We start from the raw sequence: 26,308 nt of genomic DNA on the forward strand, positions 1-26,308 counted from the left end.
CGCCGTTTCGTTCCCCTGCGTGCCTTGCCATTCATCTTATAGCTGAAGGTTTTGTGGATAGTTTCGCTAAGCGTCTTTTCGGCGATGCCATAAAAGTGTGCAAAGAGGCCGTGCCATGCGGCATAGAGGCACAGGGTATAACGAAAGGGCCTGTGGATAAGCCTGGGAATAAGCTTGTCGGTACTTGTGGAATTCCCGGTATTGGCGCAAGAGGTCCAAGAGCGACGCAGGACAAAGCCGTGCGAGAGCCTGTGGATAAGTCTGTGGAAAATCGGAGGAAAACCGGAGGAAACGCCAGGCCCTTGCGGCCTGGCGGTCAGGCCACGCAGCGCTGGCTAGAGTGGGCGTCGGGCTTGGGCGCGAGGGCCTGCTCGATGAAGGCGAAGCAGCGGTTGTTGAGATCGACGATGGCGCGCGGATCCTGGCCCTGGGGATGCAGCAGCGGACCGATGCTGACCTTGATGGTGCCCGGCGACTTGATCCAGGAGCGATTGGGCCAATAGGCGCCGGCATCGTGGGCGATGGGCAGGATGGGCACGTTCAGGCTGCAGGCCAGGGCGGCGCCGCCGCGGGAGAACTTGCCCATCTGGCCATAATCGATGCGGGTGCCCTGGGGGAATATCAGCACCCAGCAACCCTGGGCCAGGTAGCGGCCGCCCTGCTCGGTGAGCTGCTGCAGGGCGAGCTTGCCGTTGTCACGGTCGATGGCGATGGGCTTGAGCAGCGAGAAGGCCCAGCCAAAGAAGGGGATCCGCAGCAATTCGCGCTTGATCACCTGGGAGGTGGGCTCGAACTGGGCGGAGAGGAAAAAGGTTTCCCAGGTGCTCTGGTGGTTGGCCACGATCACGCAGGGTTGCGCCGGGACGTTCTCCAGGCCGTCGATCTCGTAGCGGATGCCGCAGACGACCTTGGCCAGCCAGACGGCGAAGCCGGTCCAGGCCTTGACCACCAGCCGATAGCGGGCGCGATAGGCCAGGAAGGGCGCGATCAGCAGGCTGACGCAGGACCAGAGGATGCCGCTGGTACCCAGCAGCAGGTAGAACAACAGGGTACGCAAGAGCCGCATCAGGGCGCTTCCTCGAGCAGGTGATCGACCACCGCGGCCAGGTCGGCGAAGACCTGGGTGCCGGATGGCAAGGGCTTGGCCAGGGTACGTTCGCCCTTGCCGGTACGCACCAGATAGGGTGTGCAGCCGAGGGCCAGGCCAGCTTCCAGGTCGCGCAGGCTGTCGCCGACCACGGGGACGCCGGTGAGCTCGCTGCGACCGTACTGAGCGGCGATGGCGCGGAACAGACCGGGCAGCGGCTTGCGGCAGGCGCAGGCCGCTTCCGGGCCATGGGGGCAGTGCAGGATCAGATCGACCTGACCGCCCTCCTCCGCCAGCAGGCGTTGCAGCTTCTCGTGCATGGCGGCCAGGTCGTCTGCCGTGAAGTAACCGCGGGCCAGGCCGGACTGGTTGGTGGCCACGGCCACCTGCCAGCCGGCCCGCTTCAGCCGGGCGATGGCGGCGAGGCTGCCGGGCAGCGGTTGCCACTGCTCGGCGCTGCGCACGTAGTCATCGGAATCGACGTTGATGACACCGTCGCGGTCCAGCACGATCAGCTTCATGCCCTAGCCCAGCACCGAGATATCGGCGATGCCGAGGAACAGGCCCCGCAGGTGGGCGAGCAGTGCATAGCGATTGGCGCGGACGCGTTCGTCTTCGGCGTTGACCAAGACCTCGTCGAAGAAGGCATCCACCGGTGCGCGCAGGCTGGCCAGGCGCTCCAGGGCTTCGCGATAACGGCGGGCGGCGGCCAGGGGCGCGGCATCGCGCTCGGCGTCGGCGATGGCCGCGGCCAGGGTGCGCTCGGCGTCGGTCTCGAACAGCGCGGCATTGGCCTGGGTGGCGACCTGGCCCTCGAACTTGCCGAGCAGGTTGGAAACGCGCTTGTTGGCGGCGGCCAGGGCTTCGGCCTCGGGCAGGCGGCGGAAGGCCTGCACGGCCTGGACGCGCTGGTCGAAGTCCAGTGCCGAGGCCGGACGCAGGGCACGCACGGCCAGGTAGGCGGCGGTGTCGATACCTTCGTCTTCGTAACGCGCCCGCAGGCGATCGAAGACGAAGTCCAGTACCTGTTCCTGTAGCCCAGCGGCCTTGACCCGCTCGCCGTAGCCGGCGATGGCGAAGGCCACGGCGGCCGGCAGGTCCAGCTCCAGGCCCTTCTCGATGAGGATGCGCAGCACGCCCAAGGCCTGGCGGCGCAGGGCGAAGGGGTCCTTGCTGCCGGTGGGCAGCATGCCGATGCCGAAGATGCCGACCAGGGTGTCGAGCTTGTCGGCCAGGGCCACGGCGGCCCCGGTCAGGGTCTGCGGCAGTTCGGCGCCGGCGCCGCGCGGCATGTACTGCTCGTTGAGCGCCAGGGCCACGTCCTCGGCTTCGCCGCCCTTCTTGGCGTAGTAGTAGCCGGCGATACCCTGCATCTCGGGGAATTCGCCGACCATCTCGGTGGCCAGGTCGCACTTGGCGAGGACGCCGGCGCGGTGGGCGCGCTCGGCGTCACCGCCGATGCGCTCGGCGATGAAGGCGGCCAGGGCGGCGACGCGCTGGGCCTTGTCGTAGACGGTACCGAGCTGCGCCTGGAACACCACGTTCTTCAGGCGCTCGTTGAAGCTTTCCAGCGGATGCTTCTGGTCCTGCTTGAAGAAGAACTCGGCGTCGGTGAGACGCGGGCGGACCACCTTCTCGTTGCCGCTGACGATCTGCGCCGGATCCTTGCTCTCCAGGTTGGCCACGGTGATGAAGCGCGGCAGCAGCTTGCCCTGGGCATCCAGCAGGCAGAAGTACTTCTGGTTGTCCTGCATGGTGGTGATGAGGGCTTCCTGGGGCACCTCGAGGAAGCGTTCCTCGAAGGCGCAGACCAGGGGCACCGGCCATTCCACCAGGGCGGTCACCTCGTCCAGCAGGGCCGGCGGTACCACCGCGCTGCCCTGCTCCGCCGCGGCCAGTTCGGCCACGCGGGATTCGATGAGCTGGCGGCGCTCGGCGAAGTCGGCCAGCACATGGGCGGCGCGCAGGTCGGCGGCGTAGTGGGCCGGGGCGCTGATGCGCACGGTAGCGGGATGATGGAAGCGGTGGCCGCGGGACTCACGGCCGGCGCGGCGGGTGAGGATCTCGCAGTCGATGACCTCGTCACCCAGCAGCATCACCAGCCACTGGGTCGGGCGGACGAATTCCTCGCGGCGGGCGGCCCAGCGCATGCGCTTGGGAATCGGCAACTCGGCCAGGGAGGCTTCGACGATGCCAGGCAGCAGGCTGGCCGCCGGCTGACCGGGGATGCTCTGGGAGAATCTCAGCTTGGGACCGCTGCGGTCGATGGCGCTGATGTCGACGCCGCATTTGCGGGCGAAGCCCAGGGCCGCCTGGGTCGGCTGGCCGTCGGCACCAAAGGCGGCCTGCACCGGCGGGCCGTCCAGGTTGACGCTACGCTCGGGCTGCTGGGTCTGCAGGGCTTCGACCAGCACCGCCAGGCGGCGCGGCGCGGCATAGGCGCGGGCACTGGCATAGCCGAGGCCGGCCTGCTTGAGGCCCTTCTCGATGCCGGCGAGGAAGCTATCGCCCAGGGTCTTGAGCGCCTTGGGGGGCAGTTCTTCGGTACCCAGCTCGACCAGGAAATCCAGGGAATCGCTCATCATTCGCCCTCCTTGAGCAGCGCCTGGACATCGTCGCGACCCAGGGCCTCGTCACGCAGCGCGGGGGTGGCCAGCGGGAAGCCCAGGCGGGCCCGGGCCTTGAAGTAGCCCTGGGCGACGCTACGCGCCAGGGTGCGTACGCGCAGGATGTAGCGCTGGCGCTCGGTCACCGAGATGGCGCGGCGGGCGTCCAGCAGGTTGAAGGTGTGGGAGGCCTTGAGCACCATCTCGTAGGTGGGCAGCGGCAGGTCCAGGGCGATCAGGCGATTGGCCTCGGATTCGTAGAAGTCGAACAGCTCGAACAGCTTGGGCACGTTGGCGTGCTCGAAGTTGTAGGTGCTCTGCTCCACCTCGTTCTGGTGGAAGACGTCGCCGTAGGTCACGGTGCCGAAGGGGCCGTCGGCCCAGATCAGGCCGTAGACCGAGTCCACGCCCTGCAGGTACATGGCCAGGCGTTCCAGGCCATAGGTGATCTCGCCGGTCACCGGGTAGCACTCGAGGCCGCCGGCCTGCTGGAAGTAGGTGAACTGGGTGACTTCCATGCCGTTGAGCCAGACTTCCCAGCCCAGGCCCCAGGCGCCCAGGGTCGGCGATTCCCAGTTGTCCTCGACGAAGCGCACGTCGTGCACCAGCGGATCCAGGCCGATGGCCGCCAGGGAGCCCAGGTAGAGCTCCTGGAAGTTGTCCGGGTTGGGCTTCAACACCACCTGGAACTGGTAGTAGTGCTGCAGGCGATTGGGGTTCTCGCCGTAGCGGCCGTCGGTGGGGCGGCGGCTGGGCTGCACGTAGGCGGCGTTCCAGGTCTCGGGACCGATGGCGCGCAGGAAGGTGGCGGTGTGGAAGGTACCGGCGCCGACTTCCATATCATAGGGCTGGAGTACCACGCAGCCCTGCTCGGCCCAGTATTGCTGCAAGGCCAGGATCAAGTCTTGGAAGGTGCGCACGGTGGGCTTGGACTGGCTCACGAAAAATACCCGTTCGGCTGCGACGAAAAGCCGGGGAGTATAGCCGAAAGCCGGTGGTGACCGCATGGGGGCTTAGGGCTGCCCGGCGGGAAAGTGCTTGCTTCCGTTATCGCAACTCTGGGCCCGCGTAGGTTGGGTTGAGCGTAGCGAAGCCCAACAGTGTCTCGGGGCGCCGGCGATGTCGGGCTTCGACGATAGCGCCGTCTCGACCCAACCTAGGGTCTGTCCTTATCGCGCTCAATCGCGGCCAGGGCGGTCCGCCGAGGCGGCCGCTCCTACAAAAGCCTCACCCGCTGTAGGAGTGGCCGCCGATGAGGCCGGTGGACGCCTCTCCTCCGCCCGCCAGTTGCGCTAAGGTGAGGCCTTTCCTTCTCGACCGAGTCTTCGCCATGCCGCGTTGCTACTGGTGCACCGCCGATCCGCTGTACATCGACTATCACGACCGCGAATGGGGCGTGCCCCAGCGCGATCCGGCGGTGCTCTTCGAATTCCTGCTGCTGGAAGGCTTCCAGGCGGGCCTGTCGTGGATCACCATCCTCAAGAAGCGCGAACGCTATCGCGAGGTGCTGCATGGCTTCGATCCCCGGCGCCTGGCCCAGCTCACCGAGGCGGAGATCGAAGATCTCATGCAGGACCCGGGCATCATCCGTAATGGCGCCAAGCTGCGCGCCGCCCGGCAGAATGCCCAGGCCTGGCTCCGGCTCGAAGATCCCTCCGGCTGGCTGTGGTCCTTCGTCGGTGGCACGCCGCGCATCAATGCCTTCCGTGATCGCAGCGACGTCCCGGCGATCACGCCGGAGGCCGAGGCCATGAGCAAGGCGCTCAAGAAGGCGGGCTTCACCTTCGTCGGCCCGACCATCTGCTATGCCTTCATGCAGGCCATGGGACTGGTGATGGACCACACCCTCGACTGCGACCGGTACGCCGACCTGGCCCGTCCGTCGGCAGGGCTGCATGAATCCCTGAATGTATAGCAGCCGGTTAAGCTGAACCTTACGCTTTCTTAACGTTTCCGGGGCTCGTAGACGGTAAACTGTCGGCGCATTCAGACAGGAGCCCTCTTTTGGAAAGATTCAAAGGCGCGCTGATGATCGCCTTCCTGCGCCTTTTCGCCCTGCTGCCCTGGCCGCTGGTGCAGCGCCTGGGTGGCTTCATTGGCTGGTGCATGTGGAAGCTGCCGACCCGCGCCAGCACCGTCACCCGCATCAATCTCGCCCACTGTTTTCCCGAACTCGATGCCGCCGGCCTGGAGCGGCTGTCGCGCGAGTGCCTGCGCGGTATCGGCAAGACCCTGACCGAAAGCGCCTGCGCCTGGATCTGGTCGCCGCAGCGCTCGCTGCGCCTGGTGCGCGAGGTGGAGGGCATGGACGTCTTGCAGGAAGCCCTGGCCTCCGGCGATGGCGTGGTGGGCATCACCAGCCATCTCGGCAACTGGGAGTTGCTCAATCACTTCTACTGCTCCCATGCCAAGCCGATCATCTTCTACCGGCCGCCCAAGCTGAAGGCGGTGGATGACTTGCTCAAGCGCCAGCGGGTGCAGCTGGGCAACCGGGTGGCACCGTCCACCCCGGAAGGCATCATCAGCGTGATCAAGGAAGTCCGTCGTGGCGGCGCGGTGGGCATTCCCGCCGATCCCGAGCCGAGCCGCAGCGCCGGGCTGTTCGTGCCCTTCCTCGGTACCACCGCCCTGACCAGCAAGTTCGTCCCCTCGCTGCTGGCCCGCGGCAAGGCCCGGGGAGTGTTCTTCCATGCGGTGCGCCTGGAGGACGGCAGCGGCTACAAGGTGATCCTGGAAGCCGCGCCGCCGGCCATGTACGACCCGGACCCGGAGGTCTCGGTGGCGGCCATGAGCGAGGTGCTGGCCGGCTATGTACGGCGCTATCCGACCCAGTACATGTGGAGCATGAAGAGATTCAAGAATCGCCCGGAAGGCGAGGAAAAGTGGTACTAGACGCCCAGCCGCGCCCGGGGCCTGCCCGGGCAGACCGGCTGCGCAAGGCCGTGCGCGCCGGATCGCTCGGCTGATTCCCTAGACCGTTCGGTCGGCGCGCGGCTGACAGGCGCCCGGCTTTGCCGGAAGCTGCGGGGACTGCAAGGAGCGCCTATCCAGGGAGTCAGGCGATGAATTCGCGCGATCAGCGCCACCATACCCGTACCCCGCTCAAGTGCCGGCTGTGGATCTCCTATCCGGAGGGCGAGATCGTCGGCGAGACGCGCGATCTCTCCGACGGCGGCGTCTATGTGGTGCATCCCGAGTTGAGCCGGCTACCGCGCGGCACCCGGGTGATCGGCCAGGTGCTCGACCTGCCGATGGAGGCGCCCAAGGTGAACATGGAGGTCATGCGTACCGATGGCGAGGGCGCCGGCCTTAAGTTCCTGCGCGATCACGACTGAGCGCGGCGCGCCAGCCGCTTGAGGAACACCGTCATCTCCTTTTCCGCCTGCTTGTCGCCCTTGGCTTGCGCGGCCTGCAGGCCTTGCGTCCAGGCCGCCGCGGCGCTGGCCAGGTCGCCACTGCCTTCATGGGCCTTGCCCAACAGCTTCCAGGCCGCCGAATAGGCCGGATCGAATTCCACGCAGCGCGCCAGGTGCTCGACGGCGCGCGCTGGCTCGCCGGCGTCCAGGTAGCCCTTGCCCAGGCCGAATCTCAGCAGGGCGTTGTCCTGGCCGCGGGCGAGCAGCTTCTCGAGGGATTCGAGCATGGCGAGGCCTCCTACTTAGCGATCTTGATCAGCTTGCCGTAATAGAAGCCGTCGTGGCCTTCCGCCTGGGGCAGCAACTGGCGGCCATGGGGCTGGGCGATTCCCCAGGGCGCGGGGATGTCCAGTTCGCGGGCACCCGGCGTGCGGGCGAGGAAGGCGGCCAGGTTGTCGCTGTTCTCTTCCGGCAGTACCGAGCAGGTGGCGTAGAGCAGGATGCCGCCTACTTCCAGCGTCGGCCAGAGGGCGTCGAGCAATTCGCCCTGTAGCTGCACCAGGGGCGGGATGTCGGCGGCCTGGCGGGTCAGCTTGATGTCCGGATGGCGACGGATCACCCCGGTGGCGCTGCAGGGGGCGTCGAGCAGGATGCGCTGGAAGGGCGTGCCGTCCCACCAGTCGGCCACGGCGCGGCCATCGGCGGCCAGGGTACGGGCCGCAAGACCCAGGCGGGCGAGATTCTGCTCGACCCGCTGCAGCCGGCCGGCGTCGGCGTCCAGCGCCACCACCTTGGCCAGGCCCGGTTCCCGTTCCAGCAGGTGACAGGTCTTGCCGCCGGGCGCCGCACAGGCATCCAGCACCCGTTGCCCGGGCGCCAGCTCCAGCAGCTCGGCGGCCAGTTGGGCGGCTTCGTCCTGCACGCTCAGGCGCCCCGTGGCGAAGCCCGGCAGGGCGGTGACGTCCTGGGGCTGCAACAGGCGGATGCCGTCGGCGCTGAAGGTACAGGGCACCGCCGCGATGCCGGCGGCGGCCAGGTCGGCCAGGTAGGCGTCGCGACTACCCTGGCGCCGATTGACCCGGAGGATCAGCGGCGGGTGCAGGTTGTTGGCGCTGGCGATGGCTTCCCAGTGTTCCGGCCAGCGGGCCTTGAGCGCCTTCTGCAGCCAGCGCGGGTGGGCCAGGCGCGCCGCCGGGTCATGTTCCAGGGCCGGCAGCAGGCTGTCGTATTCACGCTGGGCGCGGCGCAGCACGGCGTTGAGCAGGCCCTTGGCCGAGGATTTCTTCAGCTTGTCGACGCAGTCCACCGTTTCGCCGATGGCGGCATGGGCCGGGATGCGGGTGTAGAACAGCTGGTAGAGACCGATCAGCAGCAGGGCTTCGAGATCCCGGTCGCCGGCCTTGAAGGGCTTCTGCAGCAGCTTGTCCGCCAGCAGCGACAGCCGCGGTTGCCAGCGCGCGGTACCGAAGGCCAGGTCCTGGGCCAGGGCGCGGTCGCGCGGCTCCACCTTGGCCAGTTGCTCGGGCAGGCTGCTGCCCAGGGAAGCGCGGCCGGCGAGTACCGCCGCCAGGGCGCGGGTTGCCGCCAGCCGGGGATTCATAGGCCCAACACCTGGCCAGGGTTGAAGCGCTCGCGGCGGGCGTTGTAGAGATCGGCGAAGCCCAGCGGCTTGCCACCCGGCAGCTGCAGCCGGGTCAGGCGCAGCGCGCCCTCGCCGCAGGCCACCAGCAGGCCGGAGCGATCGGCATCCAGCACCATGCCCGGGATGCCCTGCCCGTCGGCCAGTTCGGCGGCCCAGACCTTGAGCGGTTCGCCGGCCAGGGCGGTGTGGCACAACGGCCAGGGATCGAAGGCGCGGATGCGCCGCTCCAGCTCCACGGCGGGACGTTCCCAGTCCAGCCGGGCCTCGTCCTTGTTCAGCTTGTGGGCGTAGGTGGCCAGGTCATCGTCCTGGACTTCGCCCACCAGGCTGCCATCGGCCAGACCAGGCAGGGCCTCGACGACCGCGGCGGCGCCCAGCGCGGCCAGGCGGTCGTGCAGGCTGCCGCCGGTGTCCTCGGCGCCGAGCGCCGTCGTCACCTTGCTCAGCATCGGCCCGGTATCCAGGCCGGCTTCCATGCGCATCACGGTGACCCCGGATTCGGCATCGCCGGCCTCCAGGGCGCGCTGGATGGGCGCCGCGCCGCGCCAGCGCGGCAGCAGCGAGGCGTGGCTGTTGATGCAACCCAGGCGCGGGATGTCCAGCACCGCCTGGGGCAGGATCAGCCCGTAGGCGACGACCACCAGCAGGTCGGGCTCCAGCGCCGCCAGGGTGGCCTGGGCCGCGGGATCGCGCAGGGTCGGCGGCTGTTCGACGGGGATGCCATGGGCCAGCGCCAGCTGCTTGACCGGACTCATGGCCAGCTTCTGGCCACGCCCGGCGGGGCGATCCGGCTGGGTATAGACGGCGGCGATGGGATAGCCGGCGCTGATCAGCGCCTGCAGGTGCACGGCGGCGAATTCCGGGGTTCCGGCGAAGACGAGGCGAAGGGATCTGGACATGGCGGACCTGGCGGAAAGGGCGAGCGGCGGACGCCGGTCATGCCGTCCGCCAGGGCGATCAGGCCTTGTGGCGCTGCTGCTTTTCGAGTTTCTTCTTGATGCGATCGCGCTTGAGCGGCGACAGATAGTCGACGAACAGCTTGCCGTCGAGGTGATCGATCTCGTGCTGGATGCACACCGCCAGCAGGCCGTCGCACTCCAGTTCGAAGGGCTGGCCGTCGCGATCCAGGGCTTTCACCCGGACCCGCTCGGGGCGGCAGACCTTCTCGTAGAAGCCGGGGATCGACAGGCAGCCTTCCTGGTACTCGCCCAATTCCTGGGTGAGCGGCTCGGCTTCCGGGTTGATGAAGACCAGCGGCTCGCTCTTGTCTTCACTGACGTCGATCACCACCAGGCGCCGGTGGACATTGACCTGGGTGGCCGCCAGGCCGATGCCGGGCGCCTCGTACATGGTCTCGAACATGTCGTCGATGGTCTGGCGCAGGGCGTCGTCGACCGTGTCGATGGGCTTGGCGACGGTGCGCAGGCGGGGATCGGGAAATTCGAGGATGTCTAGGATCGCCATGGCGTTGAGGGCACTTGTGGAATACAGTCAAGGGGCGCTGCTAAGATGCCGCAGCGTTGTATCCACCCGACGCGGAGCAGCTCCGGAGGGTGGATGAGGTCGGTCGACGGGGATGAGCGCCTGCGCTGCCTGGTGCCGACGAACGTGGCGATCAGGGCACGACTTGGGGCGACTCCCCCGACGTTCGCGTGAAGACGGTTCTTCAAGGCTAAGAGTGTAAAGGGATTCGGCGCATGAGGAAATCTTTGTTCGCCCTGCTGCTGGTCGCAGCGGGCGCCCTGCAGTCGGCGTACGCGGCGGTCACCCTGCGCCAGGATCACCCGGAAAGCTACACGGTGGTCCGCGGCGATACCCTCTGGGACATCTCCGCCAAATTCCTCAGCAAGCCCTGGGAATGGCCGGAGATCTGGCAGGCCAATCCGCAGATCAAGAATCCCCACCTCATCTATCCCGGCGACACCCTGGTGCTGAGCTACGTCGATGGCCGGCCGCGGCTGCAGCTCAACCGCGGCGCCTCGCGCGGCACGGTCAAGCTGTCGCCCACGGTGCGCAGCACGCCCATCGCCGAGGCCATCCCGGCCATTCCGCTGGAGGCGGTCAACAGCTTCCTGCTGCAGAACCGCGCCATCGATTCGGCCGAACAGTTCCAGGCGGCGCCCTATGTGGTGGCCGGCAACGCCGAGCGCGTGGTGAGCGGCGCCGGCGATCGCATCTATGTGCGCGGCAAGCTGCAGCCGGGCGTCTCGGCCTTCGGGATCTATCGTCAGGGCAAGACCTACGTCGATCCCAAGACCGGCGCCTTCCTCGGCATCAATGGCGACTTCATCGGCAGCGCCGACCTGGTCGCCCAGGAAGGCGACATCGCTACCCTGCGCCTGACCCGCACCACCCAGGAGGTCCGCCTGGGCGACCGGCTGTTCCCCACCGAGGAGCGGCTGGTGAATTCCACCTTCATGCCCAGCGCGCCGGCCCGGGACCTCAACGGCCTGATCCTCGACGTGCCCCGGGGTATCACCCAGGTTGGCCAGTTCGACGTGGTCACCCTCAACAAGGGCGCCCGCGACGGCCTGACCGAAGGCAATGTGCTGGCGGTGTACAAGACCGGCGAGACGGTGCGCGATCGCATCACCGGCGAGCTGGTGAAGATCCCCGACGAGCGCGCCGGGCTGCTGATGGTCTTTCGCACCTACGACAAGATCAGCTACGGCCTGATCCTGACCGCTACCCGCCAGCTGGCGATCATGGACAAGGTGCGCAACCCCTAACCTCCCCTCCCAGGTCGCCAGGATGGCGACCGGCCACGCGCAAGGACGATCGTCATGGCCAGCCTCTCTCCCGCCGAGCAGGAAGCTCGGCTCCGCCTGCATGCCCTGCCGGAAATCGGCGGCCAACGCCAGCGCCTGTTGCTGGATGCCTTTGGCAGCGCCGCCGCGGCGCTGAGTGCGCCCGCGTCCGCCTGGCGCGCGCTGCGACTGCCGGCGGTGGCCGCCGATGCCCGGCGCAGCGCCGAGACCCGCGAGCGCGCTGCCCGGGCCCTGGCCTGGCTGGATGGGCCCGAGCGCTACCTGCTCTGCCTGGGTGACGACCGCTATCCGGCCCTGCTGGCCGAGATCGCCGATCCGCCCCCGCTGCTCTTCGTCGAAGGCCGGGCCGAGTTGCTCGAGCGGCCCCAGCTGGCCCTGGTCGGCAGCCGCCAGGCCAGCGCCCAGGGCCTGGACAATGCCCGGCGCTTCGCCCACAGCCTGGCGGCGGCCGGTTTCTGCGTGACCAGCGGCCTGGCGCTGGGTATCGATGGCGCGGCGCACCAGGGCGCGCTGGATGCCGGCTGCGGCACGGTCGCCGTGCTGGGCACCGGCTTGCTGCACCTCTATCCCCGGCGCCACCTGGGCCTGGCCCGGCGCCTGCTCGCGGAAGGCGGGGCGCTGGTCTCCGAGTTGCCGCTGGACTGCACGCCCCAGGCGGCCAACTTCCCGCGGCGCAACCGGATCATCAGCGGCCTCAGCCTGGGTACCCTGGTGGTGGAGGCCAGCCCGTCCAGCGGCTCGCTGATCACCGCCCGGCTGGCCGCCGAGCAGGGTCGCGAGGTGTTCGCCCTCCCCGGCTCCATCCATCATCCGGGCGCCCGGGGCTGTCACCAGCTGATCCGTGAGGGCGCCCAGCTGGTGGAGAGCGTGGAGCACATCCTCGAAGCCCTGCAGGGCTGGCGTAGCCTGCCGGCGCCGCCCGCCTTCGCTCCCGGGGAAGACGATCCCTTGCTGCGGCATCTGGCTGCCGGTCCGCTCAACAGCGAGGAATTGGCCCAGCTCAGCGGCCAGCCGCTGCCCGAGGTGCTGGCGCGCCTGACCGACCTGGAGCTGGAGGGCCGGGTGGCCGCGCGGCAGGGCAGCTGGAGTCGTCTCGGGTAGGAGTGGACGACTGGCATCGGCCACCGGCTCGGGTAGACTTCAGGGATTTACCGGAGGCAAGGCGATGCACAACAGCTGGCAGGTGCGACAGGCGGCGCGGATCGTACGCGAGGGGGGCGTGCTGGCCTATCCCACCGAGGCCGTCTGGGGCCTGGGCTGCGATCCCTGGGACCAGGCCGCGGTCTATCGCCTGCTGACGCTCAAGCGGCGGCCGATGGAAAAGGGCCTGATCCTGGTCGCCGACAACATCCGCCAGTTCGACTTCCTGCTCCACGACCTGCCGGAAGAGGCCCTGGCCAAGCTGGCCAGCACCTGGCCAGGCCCGAATACCTGGCTGGTACCCCACCACAACCGCCTGCCCGGCTGGGTCACCGGCGCCCACGCCACCGTAGCGCTGCGGGTGTCCGAGCATCCGCTGGTGGGTGAGCTCTGCGCCCTCACCGGCCCGCTGATCTCCACCTCGGCCAACCCGGCCGGCCGGCCGGCCGCGCGGACACGGCTGAGGGTCCAGCAATACTTCCCGGGCGGCCTGGACGGCATCCTCACGGGCGAACTGGGCGGGCGCAAGAATCCCAGCGTGATCCGCGACCTGGTGACCGGCAAGGTGTTTCGTCCCTGATCTCAGTCCAGCAACTGGCGCAGTAGCCGCGCCAGCGCATCGATCTGGAACGGCTTGGCCAGCGAGGGCTCGCCGTTAGGGGTCGGGCGCTCGGCGTGGCCGCTGACGAACAGCACCGGCAGCCCCGGCCAGCGCTCGCGCAGGCGCTCCGCCAGCTCGGCGCCATCGAGATCCGGCAGGCCGAGGTCGGTGATCAGCAGATCACAGGGCAGGTCGCCTTCGACCAGGGTCAGCGCCGCCGAGGCGCTGGCGGCGGTGCGCACGCGATAGCCCAGCTCGGTGAGCATCTCGCGCAGCAGCAGCCGTACCGAGACATCGTCTTCCACCAGCAGCAGCCGTTCGCCGCGGCTCTGGGCGATGGCCGCCTGAGGCGCCGTGGCCGTGGCGGGCGATTCGGGCTGGGCGCAGGGTAGCCACAGGCTGACCCTCGTCCCCGTGCCCGGTGCGCTTTCCAGGGTGACATGGCCACCCGACTGCTTGATGAAGCCATAGAGCATCGACAGGCCCAGGCCGGTGCCCTGGCCGATGGGCTTGGTGGTGAAGAAGGGATCGAAGGCGCGATCCACTACCTCGGCCGGCATGCCGCTGCCGGTATCGGCGATGGTCAGGCGGACGTAGTCGCCGGGTGGCAATTCGTGTTCGGCGGCCAGGTCGGTGAGGCGATCGAGACCGGTTTCCAGGGTCAGGCGGCCGCCGTCGGGCATGGCGTCGCGGGCGTTGATCACCAGGTTCAGCAGGGCGTTCTCCAGCTGGTTGGTGTCGGTACGGGCCGGGGGTAGCTGGGGGCCGAGACGACTGCGCAGGGTGATCCGCTCGCCGAGGGTGCGCTGGAACAGTTCTTCCAGCGACAGGATCAACTCGTTCACGTCCACCGGGCGCGGGTCAAGGGTCTGCCGGCGGGCGAAGGCCAGCAGCCGATGGGTCAGGGCGGCGGCGCGGGTGGCGGACTGCTCGGCGGTATCCAGGTAGCGTTGCAGGTTGTCATGGCGACCCTGGTCCAGGCGCCGGCGGAGCAATTCCAGCGAGCCGCTGATACCGGTGAGCAGATTGTTGAAGTCATGGGCGATGCCGCCGGTGAGATGGCCGATGGCTTCCATCTTCTGCGCCTGGCGCAGCGCCGCTTCGGCGTTTTGCAGGGCGAGGGCGGCCTCGTGCTCGACGGTGATGTCGCGGCCGAACACATAGATGCGGCCATCGTGATCGGCGGTGGCCTTCCACATCATGTGGCGCCACTGGCCGCTGCGGGTACGCAGGCGCCCGGGCAGGTCGCTGATAACCTCACCATGGCGCAGCGCGGCCAGGCGGGGAAATACCGGGAGATCCTCGGGGTGTTCCAGCGAGGTGGGCGGCTGATGGCGCAATTCCTCGTCGTCCCAGCCCAGGGTGCGGCTCCAGGCCGGGTTGCGGCTGAGCCAGCGCTGGCCCTGGATCACCCCGAGCAGGTCGTCGGCCACCCGCCACATGCGGTCGCGCTCGACGGTGCGTTCGTGCACGCGCTGTTCGAGCAGCTCGGCCAGCCGCCGCAGGCGATGCTCGGCCATGCGGATCTCGCTGACGTCGGTGTGGACCCCGACCCATTCGCAGACCACGCCGTTCTCGCGGATCGGCAGGGCCCGCACGCTGAAGGTGCGCCACTGGCCGTCGCGGCAGCGCAGCCGATGTTCGTCGTGGAAATTCACCTGCTGCTGCACGGCCAGGCGCCAGCGGCGCAGGGAGCGCGACGCATCCTCGGGATGCAGGGCGTCGGCCCAGCCCTCCCGCTGGTATTGGGCGCAGCTCTGGCCGGTGAGGGCACTCCAGGCGGGCTGTTCGCCCAGCAGATGGCCCTGGGCGTTGGTGGTCCAGACCACCCCCTGGACCGCTTCCACGGCGTTGCGAAAACGCTGGTTGGACAGGTGCAGCGCCGCCTCGGCCTGCTTGCGCTGGGTGAGGTCGACCACCACCAGGCTCACCGACAGCTCCTGGCCGAGTTCCGATTGCAGCGGTGACCCGTGCAGGCTGACCCAGACCACCGAACCGTCGGGCCGCAGGAAGCGCTGGTCCAGCTTGAAGCTGTCACCCCGGTCGCGCAGGGTCGCCAGGCTGCGTTCCAGCGCCGCCCGGTCGTCGGCATGGGTCTGGGCCTGCAGACTCTGCTCCAGCACCCCGACCTCGTTGCGGCCGAGCAATTCGCAATAGCGGCGGTTGGCGAGCAGGATACGGCCGCAGGCGTCGGTCTGGCAGATACCGACGGCGGCCTGGTTGATCAGGCTGGCCAGGCGTGCGCTGTGCTCGCGCAGGGCATTCTCGGCGTCCACCCGTTGCTGGACGTCGTCGAACAGGGTGACCGAGGCGATGACCTCGCCCCGGGCGGAGCGCACCGGCGCGCTGGACACCTCCAGCAGCCGGATGCTGCCGTCGGGACGACGGTAGCGCATCAGCTCGGGAGGCACCGCCTGGCCACTGCGCAGCACCCGGACCGTGGGATAGTCGTCCACCGCATAGGGCTGGCCATTGGCGTGCAGGGCGCCGATGGCCTGGTAGCGCTCGTCCAGGGTCTCCCCTTCCGGGCACTTGCCCAGCAGGACGTCGACGCGGTCATTGAGCATCACCGCCTTCTCGCTGCCCGCTTCGGTGATGGAGATTCCCAGCGGCGCCTGTTGCAGCACGCTGGCCAGCAGGCCCTGTTCCAGCGACAGGCGCTGTTCGAGGTGCTGCAGCTGATCGCGCTGGCGCTGGCGCTCCAGCAGCGTGCCGAGCAGCAGGGCCAAGGGCTCCAGTAGCAGGCGGGTGTCGGCATCGCCAGCCGGCGCGCTCAGCTGCAGATAGCCCAGTGGCTGGGCCGGCGGGCCGAGGGGGATGAGGGACGCAGCGGCGGCCGGATCGCCGCCGTCGGTAGCCCCCAGCACCCGCGCCTGGGGATCGTTGGCGAGGTCGCGCAGGGCCTGGGTGGCGCACAGGCGCAAGGCGCCGAGGTCGGTCGTGCCGCTCAGCCGGCGCGACCATTCGCCCAGCGCCTGCAGGCGCTGGGGCAGGTCCCGCTCGGCGCTGCGCCGGGCGGCGAAGCGCGTCCGGGTCGCGGGCGCCTGCCAGACGTGCAACAACCAGCCCACCGCGACCTCGCCGCGGCGCAAGGGAACCAGGTGCAGGTCGAGGCGCACCAGCTGACCATCGCGGTGCCGCAAGCCCTGGGTCTGACAGCGCTCCAGCGCGGCCAGCCACTGGTCGGCGGGAGGTTCGGGTACCAGCAGGCCGACGATGGATTCGCCGAGCTTGTCCTGCGGCGTCCAGCCGAGCAGCCGCGCGACGGCCGGACACCACTGCCCGATCCGCCCCTCGGCGGTCAGGGTGATCAGCGCCGTGTGGGTGGCGGTGTCGAGCAGGCTGGCGAGGGGGCTGGAAATAGGCATGGCGAGGGCAGCGATCCGGCCGATTCTTGGAAGGACGCCGGGCCCATAAGGCCTCGGCTGTCCGAGATAGACCGGCGTTTACCCTCGTCGTGCCGCCTTGCTTGAGGAAACTTAATGGCCGTCACGATTTCGCCGAGGCAGCGGGCCAGACGCCGCCCCTCAGGGCAGCAGGATCGTCGAGCCGCTGGTCTCGCGACCCGACAGTGCCCGATGCGCGTCCTGCACCTCGGCCAGCGGATAGCGCCGGCCGATGTCCACCTGGATGCGGCCGTCGGTGATCAGCTCGAACAACTGGTCGGCCATGTCCTGCAGGGCCTCGGGCGAGGCGGCGTAGGTGGCCAGGGTCGGACGGGTCACGTAGAGCGAGCCCTTCTGCGAGAGGATGCCCAGGTTGACCCCGGTGACCGCGCCGGAGGCATTGCCGAAGCTGACCAGCAGGCCGCGCGGGGCCAGGCAGTCCAGCGACATCTCCCAGGTGTCCTTGCCGACGCCGTCGTAGACCACCGGTACCTTGGCGCCGTCGGTCAGCTCACGCACCCGTGCCGGGACGTCTTCCTGGCGGTAGTCGATCACCGCCCAGGCGCCCAGCGCCTTGGCCTTCTCCAGCTTTTCCGGCGAGCCGGCGGTGCCGATCAGGCGCACGCCCAGGGCCTTGGCCCACTGGCAGGCCAGGGAACCGACACCCCCGGCCGCGGCATGGAACAGCACGGTATCGCCGGCCTGCAGTGGATAGGTCTGGCGCAACAGGTATTGCACGGTCAGCCCCTTGAGCATGACCGCGGCGCCCTGTTCGAAGGAAATCGTCTCCGGCAGGTGCACCAGGTGGCGCTCGGGCAGGACATGGACCTCGCCATAGGCGCCCAGCGGGCCGGTGGCGTAGGCCACCCGGTCGCCCGCCTTGAAGCGCTGCACGGCGCTACCCACCGCCTCCACCACCCCGGCGCCTTCGGTGCCCAGGCCCGACGGCAGCGACGGCGGCGGATAGAGGCCGCTGCGGTAGTAGGTCTCGATGAAATTGAGGCCGATGGCCCGGTTGCGCACCCGCACCTCGTCGGGACCGGGCGCGGCGGGTTCGAAATCCACGAGCTCGAGTACGTCGGGACCACCGGTGCGGCTGAACTGGATGCGCTGGGCCATGTTTTCGGTTTCCTGGTTGGCGTGATCCTCCATCCAAGCCGCAACCGCGGGCCGCGTCAACCGGTCGGATGCGGGTGTTATGCTCTCCACCCTCCCCGCCTGTTGTGGAAATCCTTGCGATGAATCCCTCCCTGGAGGCCGTCAAGGCCTATCTGCTCGCTCTGCAGGAGCGCATCTGCGCCGCACTGGAAGCCGAGGATGGCGCCGCGCACTTCGTCGAAGACGCCTGGACCCGGCCGACCGGCGGCGGTGGCCGTACCCGGGTGATCGCCGAGGGCGCCGTGCTGGAAAAGGGCGGCGTGAATTTCTCCCACGTCCACGGCGACAGCCTGCCGCCCTCCGCCAGTGCCCACCGGCCGGAGCTGGCCGGGCGCAGCTTCGAGGCCATGGGCGTCTCGCTGGTCATGCACCCGCGCAATCCGCACATCCCCACCGCCCACGCCAACGTGCGCTTCTTCCTCGCCGAGAAGCCCGGCGAGGCGCCGGTCTGGTGGTTCGGCGGCGGCCTGGACCTGACCCCCTATTACGGCAACGAGGCCGACTGCGTGCACTGGCACCAGGTCTGCCATGACGCCTGTGCGCCCTTCGGCGCCGACGTCTATCCGCGCTACAAGGCCTGGTGCGACCGCTATTTCCACCTCAAGCACCGCGGCGAGCCGCGCGGCATCGGCGGGCTGTTCTTCGACGACCTGAACGACTGGGACTTCGACACCTGCTTCGCCTTCCAGCGCGCCATCGGCGATGCCTTCGTCGACGCCTACCTGCCCATCGTCCAGCGCCGCCGTGACCAGCCGTACCGTGAAGCCGAACGGGAATTCCAGGCCTATCGCCGGGGCCGCTACGCGGAATTCAACCTGGTCTACGACCGCGGTACCCTGTTCGGTCTGCAATCCGGCGGGCGTACCGAGTCCATCCTCATGTCGCTGCCGCCGCAGGTGCGCTGGGGCTACGACTGGAAACCCGAACCGGGCTCGCCCGAGGCGCGGCTGACCGATTTCTTCCTCACCGACCGCGACTGGCTCGCGCTCGAACCCTCGTCCGCAGGATAGCCCCATGGATCGCTATGCCGTCTTCGGCAACCCCATCGCCCACAGCAAGTCGCCGCTGATCCACAGCCTGTTCGCCGACCAGACCGGCCAGCGACTGCACTACGGACCGCTGCTGGCACCGCTGGACGGCTTCAGCGAAAGCGCACGCAGCTTCTTCCAGAGCGGGCTGGGCGCCAACGTCACGGTGCCCTTCAAGGAAGAGGCCTACCAGCTATGCGACGAACTCACCCCCCGCGCGCGTCGTGCCGGGGCGGTGAATACCCTGAAGCGCCAGGCCAACGGCCGCCTGCTTGGCGACAACACCGACGGCGCCGGCCTGGTGCGGGATCTCACCGTCAACGCCGGCCTGCAGCTGACCGGCCGGCGCGTCCTGGTGCTGGGCGCCGGCGGTGCGGTGCGTGGCGTCCTGGAGCCGCTGCTGGCCTGCAACCCGGGCCAGCTGGTGCTGGCCAACCGGACCGAACTCAAGGCGCTGCAACTGGCGCGGGAATTCGCCGAGCTGGGCACCATCGAGGTGGCGGCTTTCTCCACCCTGCGCGAGTCCTTCGACGTCATCATCAACGGTACCTCCGCCAGCCTCGGCGGCAGTCGCCCGCCGCTGTCGGAGGCGGTGATCGGTCCCCAGACGGTGACCTACGACATGATGTACGGCAAGGACCTCACCCCCTTCAATCGCTGGGCCCTGGACGAGGGTGCCTTCCACAGCCTCGACGGCCTGGGGATGCTGGTGGAACAGGCCGCCGAGGCCTTCGAACTCTGGCGCGGCGTCCGTCCGGACAGCGCGCCGGTGCTGGCGGAATTGCGCCGGCAGCTGGGCTAGGTCCGCAACGCTGTTGGGCTTCGCTGCGCTCAGCGCCAACCTACGGAGGCCGCGTAGTACGGCGCTATCGCGCCATGTGCTGGGTATAACAGTTGATCGCGATCGGGTCGGAGATGCGGGAAGTGACCATCCGCTCGGATAGCCTCTCTCCCCTTAGGAGAAGGTTGGGGTGAGGGCGCGCGCCGCGCAACGAAGTCACGCGTGGAAAAGGCTGCGCCGTTTTCCAGGCTACGGCTCGGGAGATGGCTACCTGCTCTGCTAGCCCCCTCTCCCCTTGGGAGAGGGTTGGGGTGAGGGCGTGCCCTGCGCAACGAGGTCACCCGTGGAAAAGGCTGCACCGTTTTCCACGCTACGGCGCTAGGTCCGCGATGCTGTTGGGCTTCGCTGCGCTCAGCGCCAACCTACGGGAGCCGCGTTGTAGGTTGGGTTGAGGCAGCTCCCTCGCCGAAGCCCAATGGGTACGGCAATAGGCGCCTGTTACGCCCCCTCCTCCCCATACCCCTCGGCCCGGTGCTGGTCCTTGAGCTTCACGTAGTTGCCGGCGCTGTAGCTGAAGAAGGCGCGTTCCTTTTCCTCCAGCGGGCGGATCTGCTTGACCGGGCGGCCGACGTAGAGGTGGCCGCCTTCCAGCCGCTTGCCCGGCGGGACCAGGCTGCCGGCGCCGATCACCACCTCGTCTTCCACCACCGCGCCATCCATGACGATGCTGCCCATGCCCACCAGTACCCGGTCGCCAATCGTGCAGCCGTGCAGGGTCACCTGGTGGCCGACGGTGACGTCGCTGCCGATCAGCAAGGGATAGCCCTCCGGATTGAAGGGTCCGGCGTGGGTGATGTGCAGCACGCTGCCGTCCTGGATGCTGGTGCGGGCGCCGATGCGGATGAGATGCATGTCGCCGCGGATCACCGTCAGCGGCCATACCGAGCTGTCCGCGCCGAGCTCGACCTCGCCGATCACCACGGCGGTGGCGTCGACGAAGACGCGTTCGCCCAGTTGCGGGGTCTTACCCTGGAAGGTCCTTATGGTCACGATAGATACCTTTTCTCGTCGGAAGGGTCTTGAGACCTATTAGGATGGGCTCCATATATACCTGTCAAAGCCATCGCCCCGAGGGGAACGCCGTGAGCGCCAGCAATCCGCTGCTTCAGTCCTACGACCTGCCGCCCTTTTCCGCCATCAAGCCCGAGCACGTCGAGCCGGCCATCGACACCATCCTGGCCGAGAACCGTGCCGCCCTGGCCAAACTGCTGGAGACCCAGAAGGAGCACCCCACCTGGGCCGGCCTGGTGCTGGCGATGGACGAGCTGAATGATCGCCTGGGCCAGGCCTGGAGCCCCATCGGCCACCTCAATGCCGTGTGCAACAGCGCCGAGCTGCGCGCCGCCTACGAGGCCTGCCTGCCCAAGCTGTCGGCCTATTCCACCGAGATCGGCCAGAACAAGGACCTCTTCCAGGCCTACAGCCGCCTGGCCGAAAGCGAGGAAGCCAAGGGCTTCGACGTTGGCCAGAAGACCACCCTGGAACATGCGCTGCGCGACTTCCGCCTGTCCGGCATCGATCTGCCGCCGGCCGAGCAGCAGCGCTATGCCGCCATCCAGGCGCGCAAGTCCGAGCTGGGCAGCAAGTTCTCCAACCAGCTGCTCGACGCGACGCAAGCCTGGACCAAGCACCTCACCGACGAAGCCGCCCTCGCCGGCCTGCCCGAGTCGGCCAAGGCGCAACTCGCCGCCGCCGCCCAGGCCAAGGAGTTGGACGGCTGGCTGGTGACTCTGGAATTCCCCAGCTACTACGCGGTGATGACCTACGCCGACGATCGCGCCCTGCGCGAAGAGGTCTATGCCGCCTATGCCACCCGTGCCTCCGAACAGGGCCCCAACGCCGGCCAGTTCGACAACGGCCCGGTGATGGAAGAATTGCTCGACCTGCGTCAGGAGCTGGCGCGCCTGCTGGGCTACGCCAACTACGCCGAGCTGTCGCTGGCCACCAAGATGGCCGAGAGCAGCGACCAGGTGCTGGGTTTCCTGCGCGACCTCGCCGTGCGTTCCAAGCCCTTCGCCCAGCGCGACCTGGACGAGCTACGCGCCTTCGCCGCCGAACAGGGCGTGCAGGACCTGCAGAGCTGGGACACCGGCTACTTTGCCGAGAAGCTGCGCCAGCAGCGCTATTCGCTGTCCCAGGAAGAGGTCCGTGCCTGGTTCCCGGTGGACAAGGTGCTGTCCGGCCTGTTCGCCACCGTGCAGAAGCTCTATGGCATCGAGATCGCCGAGTTGCGCGACTTCGAGAAGTGGCACCCGGACGTGCGCCTGTTCGAGATCAAGGAAAACGGCACTTCCATCGGTCGCTTCTATTTCGATCTCTATGCCCGCGCCAACAAGCGCGGTGGCGCCTGGATGGACGGTGCCCGCGACAAGCGCCGCGATGCCCAGGGCCGGCTGATCGATCCGGTGGCCTACCTGGTGTGCAACTTCACCCCAGCCAGCCCCGGCAAGCCGGCGCTGCTGACCCATGACGAGGTGACCACCCTCTTCCACGAATTCGGCCACGGCCTGCACCACCTGCTGACCCGTGTCGAGCACGCCAGCGTCTCCGGCATCAACGGCGTGGCCTGGGATGCGGTGGAGCTGCCCAGCCAGTTCATGGAGAACTGGTGCTGGGAGCCCGAGGGCCTGGCGCTGATCTCCGGTCACTACGAGACCGGCGAGCCGCTGCCCCAGGAGTTGCTGGACAAGATGCTGGCGGCCAAGAACTTCCAGTCCGGCCTGATGATGCTGCGCCAGCTGGAGTTCTCGCTGTTCGACTTCGAGCTGCACGCCAGCCACGGCGATGGCCGCAGCGTGCGCGAGGTGCTGGAAGGCATCCGCGACGAGATCTCGGTGGTGCGTCCGCCGGCCTACAACCGCTTCCCCAACAGCTTCGCCCACATCTTCGCCGGCGGCTATGCGGCGGGCTACTACAGCTACAAGTGGGCCGAGGTGCTGTCTGCCGACGCCTTCGCCAAGTTCGAGGAAGAAGGCGTCTTCAACGCCGAGACCGGACGGGCTTTCCGGGAAGCCATTCTGGCCCGCGGCGGTTCCCAGGCGCCGATGGTGCTGTTCGTCGACTTCCGCGGGCGCGAGCCCAGCATCGACGCCCTGCTCCGCCATTCCGGGCTGAGCGAGGAGGCGGCGTGAGCGAGCCGATCCGCAAGAGGTTCATCGCCGGGGCGGTCTGCCCGGCGTGCCAGGCGCAGGACACCCTGAAGATGTGGACCGAGGAGGGCACGCCCCATCGCGAGTGCGTGTCTTGCGGTTACAGCGATACCCTGGATGAACGCGGCAATTCGGTCCCCAAGGAACTGCCGACGCGGGTCAACATCAGTGCGCTGAAACCCAAGAAGCCCGATCCCAAGGTCCAGGCGGTGCAGTTCTTTCCCAATCCCAAGCTGAAGAAGCCAGACCAGGAATAGGCGGTCGCCCAAGCGCCCGCGCCGGTTATCCACCGGGCGCGGGCGCTTTGTCATGGGAAGGTAAAGGTTGCCGTCGATGGGCGGCTGAAAAGCACCGGCGGAACGGGGGGTCTGAAGTGTTATCCACAAAAATTGGATTCGATAGCCAGCCGATCATCTTTTCAATCCATTGAAAATAAAGGACTTTTATTTAGTGCCTGAAGGGGCCTGGTAGTTTTCTGCTGATTTATACCGCTTTTATCCCGGATTTATCCACAGGCTGTACCTTCCCGTCAGCTGGAAGTTTTTCTCCCTGCCCGCACTCCAAGGAGAAGAATCGCCCTCACGTCCATCACGAGGAACACCCTCATGCGTACCCGCTCCTTCGCTGTGGCGCTTTGTCTGATCGGCAACCTGGCCCTGGCCGCGCCGCCGGACCCGGGCCCTGGCGGTCCCGAAGATCATGGCCCGCGTGGACCGGCTTGGCAGGGCCCGGGTGGTCCCCAGGGCCAGGGTCCCGGTCACGACCCGCGTGGGCCCGGTCGGCCGGATGCTCGGCCGGGTGCGGGTGGTCCGCCGGATCTGGGTCCGGCTCGCGAGCGCTTCCAGGCCCTGCGTGGCCAGCTCGGCCGCGGTGAAGCCCTGCCGCCGGGGCTGCGCCTGGAGCGCGGACGCCCGCTGCCACCGGGCTACGGCCGGCCCCTGCCGCCCGGTATCGTCCGGCAATTGCCGGAGTATCCCGGCTACCAGTGGCAACAGCTGGGCACCGACGTGGTGCTGATCGCCGTTGGCACGGGCTTGGTCTACGCCATCCTGCAGGGCGTGCTGGACTAGTCTTCCAGGCTGATCACCACCTTGCCGAGGTGTTGCTGGGTGGCGAGATAGCGATAGGCCGCGGCGGCCTCGTCGAAGGCGAAGATGCGATCGACGAGGGGTTCGAGGCGCTGCGCGGCGAGCAGACGATTCATCGCCTCGAACATTTCCCGCGAGCCGACGAAGATGCCATCCAGCACCAGGCCGCGCTGCATCACGGCGATGGGGTTGAAGTCGCCGGCGCTGAGCACGCCGATCAGGTGTACCGCGCCCCCTGGCCGGGTGGCGCGCACTGAGCGTTGTAGGGTACCGGCGCCGCCGACCTCGACCACATGATCGACCCCCAGCCCACCGGTCAGCCTGAGCACCTCGTCCTGCCACTCGGGATGGGTGCGGTAGTTGATCGTCGCATGGGCGCCCAGGGCTTGCGCTCGGGCCAGCTTGGCATCGCTGGACGAGGTGAGGATCACCTGGGCGCCGGCGGCGCGAGCGAACTGCAGGGCGAACATGGACACCCCGCCGGTCCCCAGCAGCAGTACCTGCTGGCCAGCGGTGAGCGGCCGCGCGCTGGCGAAGAGTGCATGCCAGGCGGTGACGGCGGCGCACGGCAGGGTGGCGCCCTGGACGTAGCTCAGATGCTCGGGCAGCCGCACCAGGCCCTGCTGATCGAACAGCACGTAGTCGGCCAGCACGCCATCCAGTACTCCGCCCAGGGCGGTCCCGGCGTATTCCGGCGCCAGGGCCCCGGCCAGCCAGCCCTGCATGAAGAGACCGGCGACCCGGTCACCGACCGCCACCCGGGTCACCGCCTCGCCGACCGCGACCACCTCGCCGGCACCATCGGAGAGCGGTACTAGGTCCCGCGGCAGCTCACCGCGACCATAGCGCCCCTCGGCGACCAGCAGATCGCGGTAGTTGAGCGAGGCCGCCTTCATGCGCACCAGCACCTGGCCGCGGGCAGGCTCTGGAATGGGCCGTTCGACCTGCACGAGCCCAGCGGGGCCGGTGGGGCGGGACAGGATGTAGACACGCATGGCAACCTCCCTGGCACAGTGCCAGTCCAGTTTTCAGTAGAATAGCGACCGCGCGCGTCCCGCCGTGCTCCCCGGCGGACACGAAACCGGACCGCCTTCCATCGGTCTCAACGCCAATCGCTCGCCAAGGATTTTCCATGAGAGCTCTGCCCCGTCTGCTGCCGCTGGCCCTGTTCGCCCTGCTCCTGGGGTATGGCGCCGCCGCCCGTGCCGAACCCGGTCTGTTCAATCTGCTGGTCGGCAGCTACACCTCGGGCAGCAGCCAGGGGCTGTACGTCTATCGCTTCAACAGCCGCAATGGCCAGATCGACGGCCCGTTGCGCATCCTCAAGGCCTCCAACCCGTCCTTCCTGACCCTGTCGCGGGATGGCCGCACCCTGTTCGCGGTCAACGAGAACGGGCGGGGCTCGACGGGCGACACCATCGGCCGCGTCACCTCCTATCGCTTCGAGCCGGGCAATGGCCGGTTGCAGCAGATCAGCCAGGTGAAGAGCCTGGGCGACGAGCCGACCCATTCCAGCCTGAGCACCGACGGCAAGTACCTGTTCGTGGCCAACTACTCCAGCCTGCCGGAAGGCTCCCTGGCGGTGCTGCCGATCCAGGACGGCGGGGTGCTCAGCCCGGTGGCGCAGATCGAATTCCACCAGCCCAGCGAACAGCACGCCCGCCAGCAGTCGAGCCATGTGCACGCTGCGGTAACTACCCCGGATGGGCGCTTCGTCTTCGCCCCGGATCTGGGTGCCGACAAGGTGTTCGTCTATCGTTATCTGCCGCAGCAGCCGGAGCGCCCGCTGGTGGCGGCCGAGACGCCCTTCGTCCCGGTGCCGGAAGGCAGCGGCCCGCGCCATCTGGTGTTCAGCGCCGATGGCCGCTATGCCTACCTGACCCTGGAACTGGTCGGCCAGGTGATGGCCTTCGCCCACCAGGACGGCATGCTGCGCCAGTTGCAGAGCTACAGCCTGACGCCCCAGGAGTTCACCGGCGAGCGCGACGCCGGCGCCCTGCACCTGTCCGGTGACGGCCGTTTCCTCTACGTCGCCAGCCGTGGCACCGACAACCAGCTGGCGGTGTTCGCGGTGAACGCCGACGGCACCCTGACCTTCGTCGAGCGGCATCCGGTGAATGGCCTGTCGCCGCGGGAGTTCGCCATCGATCCGTCCGGCCGCTTCCTGCTGGTGGCCAACCAGAAATCCAACCAGCTCAAGGTCTTCGCCCGGGATCCCGACAGCGGCAAGCTCGGCGACGAACTGCAGAGCCTGGACGTGGGCGCTCCGGCGGACCTCAAGTTCGTCGCGGTACCCTGAGAAGCGGTTCACGATCTGCTGCGCGTCGGCCAACCGGCGCTAATAACGCCCTGGATCGGCGGGCCGGTCGTCAGGCACAGTTAGCGCTCGTGAACCACGCTTTCTCAGGTGTGTTTGCGGGGCCCCCAGGCCTTGTTCGGCTTCAGCTCGCGAGATCGC

24 protein-coding genes are annotated in these 26,308 nt (G+C 68.3%); 12 read left to right on the plus strand and 12 right to left on the minus strand.

The genetic code is table 11. The features are described from left to right. Positions 1 to 316 precede the first annotated feature (316 nt). The 4 genes from FSV73_RS12810 to glyQ are packed head-to-tail and all read right to left on the minus strand — an operon-like array spanning position 317 to position 4,634. Positions 317 to 1,066, minus strand: coding sequence for a lysophospholipid acyltransferase family protein (locus FSV73_RS12810; protein ID WP_145008240.1), 750 nt, complete (start codon positions 1,064 to 1,066; stop codon positions 317 to 319). Then, complete coding sequence (gene gmhB, locus FSV73_RS12815; RefSeq protein WP_145008241.1) at positions 1,066 to 1,608, minus strand: D-glycero-beta-D-manno-heptose 1,7-bisphosphate 7-phosphatase; 543 nt, start codon at positions 1,606 to 1,608, stop codon at positions 1,066 to 1,068. Before gmhB ends, FSV73_RS12810 begins: the two co-directional genes overlap by 1 nt. A 3-nt stretch (positions 1,609 to 1,611) precedes the next feature. Further along, positions 1,612 to 3,669: a glycine--tRNA ligase subunit beta gene (gene glyS / locus FSV73_RS12820; protein ID WP_145008242.1), complete on the minus strand. Its 2,058-nt coding sequence runs from the start codon at positions 3,667 to 3,669 to the stop codon at positions 1,612 to 1,614. Beyond that, positions 3,669 to 4,634 (minus strand): glycine--tRNA ligase subunit alpha, encoded by a 966-nt coding sequence (gene glyQ / locus FSV73_RS12825; protein WP_145008243.1) that lies wholly within the window; start codon positions 4,632 to 4,634, stop codon positions 3,669 to 3,671. The genes glyS and glyQ overlap by 1 nt, the downstream gene beginning before the upstream one ends. 389 nt (positions 4,635 to 5,023) lie before the next feature. On the opposite strand from glyQ, the gene FSV73_RS12830 reads away from it, so the two are divergent. From FSV73_RS12830 to FSV73_RS12840, 3 genes are all read left to right on the plus strand, one after another. Beyond that, positions 5,024 to 5,608 (plus strand): DNA-3-methyladenine glycosylase I, encoded by a 585-nt coding sequence (locus FSV73_RS12830; RefSeq protein WP_145008244.1) that lies wholly within the window; start codon positions 5,024 to 5,026, stop codon positions 5,606 to 5,608. A gap of 89 nt (positions 5,609 to 5,697) precedes the next feature. Then, positions 5,698 to 6,585, plus strand: coding sequence for a lysophospholipid acyltransferase (locus FSV73_RS12835; RefSeq protein ID WP_145008245.1), 888 nt, complete (start codon positions 5,698 to 5,700; stop codon positions 6,583 to 6,585). Between the two features lie 170 nt (positions 6,586 to 6,755). After that, complete coding sequence (locus tag FSV73_RS12840) at positions 6,756 to 7,028, plus strand: PilZ domain-containing protein (RefSeq protein ID WP_145008246.1); 273 nt, start codon at positions 6,756 to 6,758, stop codon at positions 7,026 to 7,028. On the opposite strand, the gene FSV73_RS12845 is transcribed toward FSV73_RS12840, so the two are convergent. Genes FSV73_RS12845 through def form a run of 4 tightly spaced genes read right to left on the minus strand, consistent with a single transcriptional unit; the run spans position 7,019 to position 10,155 of the window. After that, complete coding sequence (locus FSV73_RS12845; protein ID WP_145008247.1) at positions 7,019 to 7,336, minus strand: tetratricopeptide repeat protein; 318 nt, start codon at positions 7,334 to 7,336, stop codon at positions 7,019 to 7,021. The two genes, FSV73_RS12840 and FSV73_RS12845, sit on opposite strands and share 10 nt — an antisense overlap. An 11-nt stretch (positions 7,337 to 7,347) precedes the next feature. Continuing rightward, the gene (gene rsmB / locus FSV73_RS12850) at positions 7,348 to 8,649 is read right to left on the minus strand and encodes a 16S rRNA (cytosine(967)-C(5))-methyltransferase RsmB (protein WP_145008248.1); all 1,302 of its coding nucleotides are present in this window, start codon (positions 8,647 to 8,649) and stop codon (positions 7,348 to 7,350) included. Next, entirely contained in the window at positions 8,646 to 9,590 is a 945-nt protein-coding gene (fmt, locus tag FSV73_RS12855) for a methionyl-tRNA formyltransferase (RefSeq protein WP_145008249.1), read from the minus strand. The genes rsmB and fmt overlap by 4 nt, the downstream gene beginning before the upstream one ends. 58 nt (positions 9,591 to 9,648) lie before the next feature. Next, positions 9,649 to 10,155, minus strand: coding sequence for a peptide deformylase (def, locus tag FSV73_RS12860; RefSeq protein WP_145008250.1), 507 nt, complete (start codon positions 10,153 to 10,155; stop codon positions 9,649 to 9,651). Between the two features lie 233 nt (positions 10,156 to 10,388). On the opposite strand from def, the gene FSV73_RS12865 reads away from it, so the two are divergent. The 3 genes from FSV73_RS12865 to FSV73_RS12875 all read left to right on the plus strand — a co-directional run bounded on the left by FSV73_RS12865 (position 10,389) and on the right by FSV73_RS12875 (position 13,179). Beyond that, the gene (locus FSV73_RS12865; protein WP_145008251.1) at positions 10,389 to 11,420 is read left to right on the plus strand and encodes a LysM peptidoglycan-binding domain-containing protein; all 1,032 of its coding nucleotides are present in this window, start codon (positions 10,389 to 10,391) and stop codon (positions 11,418 to 11,420) included. Positions 11,421 to 11,474: 54 nt separating this feature from the next. Then, on the plus strand, positions 11,475 to 12,560 hold the full coding sequence (gene dprA, locus FSV73_RS12870; protein ID WP_145008252.1) for a DNA-processing protein DprA: 1,086 nt from the start codon (positions 11,475 to 11,477) through the stop codon (positions 12,558 to 12,560). Between the two features lie 64 nt (positions 12,561 to 12,624). After that, positions 12,625 to 13,179, plus strand: a complete 555-nt coding sequence (locus FSV73_RS12875; RefSeq protein WP_145008253.1) for an L-threonylcarbamoyladenylate synthase — start codon at positions 12,625 to 12,627, stop codon at positions 13,177 to 13,179. A 2-nt stretch (positions 13,180 to 13,181) separates the two neighbouring features. On the opposite strand, the gene FSV73_RS12880 is transcribed toward FSV73_RS12875, so the two are convergent. Beyond that, on the minus strand, positions 13,182 to 16,568 hold the full coding sequence (locus tag FSV73_RS12880; protein ID WP_145008254.1) for a PAS domain S-box protein: 3,387 nt from the start codon (positions 16,566 to 16,568) through the stop codon (positions 13,182 to 13,184). 159 nt (positions 16,569 to 16,727) lie between these two features. Beyond that, complete coding sequence (locus tag FSV73_RS12885) at positions 16,728 to 17,705, minus strand: NADPH:quinone reductase (protein ID WP_145008255.1); 978 nt, start codon at positions 17,703 to 17,705, stop codon at positions 16,728 to 16,730. A 119-nt stretch (positions 17,706 to 17,824) separates the two neighbouring features. Here FSV73_RS12885 and hemF point away from each other — a divergent pair, with 119 nt between their 5' ends. Together hemF and aroE are read left to right on the plus strand one after the other, a co-directional pair. Then, the gene (gene hemF / locus FSV73_RS12890; RefSeq protein WP_145008256.1) at positions 17,825 to 18,754 is read left to right on the plus strand and encodes an oxygen-dependent coproporphyrinogen oxidase; all 930 of its coding nucleotides are present in this window, start codon (positions 17,825 to 17,827) and stop codon (positions 18,752 to 18,754) included. 4 nt (positions 18,755 to 18,758) lie between these two features. Then, positions 18,759 to 19,574, plus strand: a complete 816-nt coding sequence (aroE, locus tag FSV73_RS12895; protein WP_145008257.1) for a shikimate dehydrogenase — start codon at positions 18,759 to 18,761, stop codon at positions 19,572 to 19,574. Between the two features lie 477 nt (positions 19,575 to 20,051). Here aroE and FSV73_RS12900 read toward each other — a convergent pair whose 3' ends face one another. Further along, positions 20,052 to 20,603: a gamma carbonic anhydrase family protein gene (locus tag FSV73_RS12900; RefSeq protein WP_145008258.1), complete on the minus strand. Its 552-nt coding sequence runs from the start codon at positions 20,601 to 20,603 to the stop codon at positions 20,052 to 20,054. A 44-nt stretch (positions 20,604 to 20,647) separates the two neighbouring features. On the opposite strand from FSV73_RS12900, the gene prlC reads away from it, so the two are divergent. The 3 genes from prlC to FSV73_RS12915 all read left to right on the plus strand — a co-directional run bounded on the left by prlC (position 20,648) and on the right by FSV73_RS12915 (position 23,832). Beyond that, on the plus strand, positions 20,648 to 22,744 hold the full coding sequence (gene prlC / locus FSV73_RS12905) for an oligopeptidase A (protein ID WP_186309223.1): 2,097 nt from the start codon (positions 20,648 to 20,650) through the stop codon (positions 22,742 to 22,744). After that, entirely contained in the window at positions 22,741 to 23,019 is a 279-nt protein-coding gene (locus FSV73_RS12910) for a YheV family putative zinc ribbon protein (protein WP_145008260.1), read from the plus strand. Before prlC ends, FSV73_RS12910 begins: the two co-directional genes overlap by 4 nt. A gap of 348 nt (positions 23,020 to 23,367) precedes the next feature. After that, a complete protein-coding gene (locus tag FSV73_RS12915; RefSeq protein ID WP_145008261.1) occupies positions 23,368 to 23,832 on the plus strand; it encodes an anti-virulence regulator CigR family protein in 465 nt (154 codons plus the stop codon). On the opposite strand, the gene FSV73_RS12920 is transcribed toward FSV73_RS12915, so the two are convergent. Beyond that, positions 23,829 to 24,845: a zinc-dependent alcohol dehydrogenase family protein gene (locus tag FSV73_RS12920; protein ID WP_145008262.1), complete on the minus strand. Its 1,017-nt coding sequence runs from the start codon at positions 24,843 to 24,845 to the stop codon at positions 23,829 to 23,831. The two genes, FSV73_RS12915 and FSV73_RS12920, sit on opposite strands and share 4 nt — an antisense overlap. Before the next feature lie 137 nt (positions 24,846 to 24,982). On the opposite strand from FSV73_RS12920, the gene FSV73_RS12925 reads away from it, so the two are divergent. Next, complete coding sequence (locus tag FSV73_RS12925) at positions 24,983 to 26,149, plus strand: lactonase family protein (RefSeq protein ID WP_145008263.1); 1,167 nt, start codon at positions 24,983 to 24,985, stop codon at positions 26,147 to 26,149. Positions 26,150 to 26,308 lie beyond the last annotated feature (159 nt).

Origin of the sequence: Pseudomonas oryzihabitans (genome assembly GCF_007665395.1) — a bacterium.
Lineage (GTDB): Bacteria > Pseudomonadota > Gammaproteobacteria > Pseudomonadales > Pseudomonadaceae > Chryseomonas > Chryseomonas psychrotolerans_C.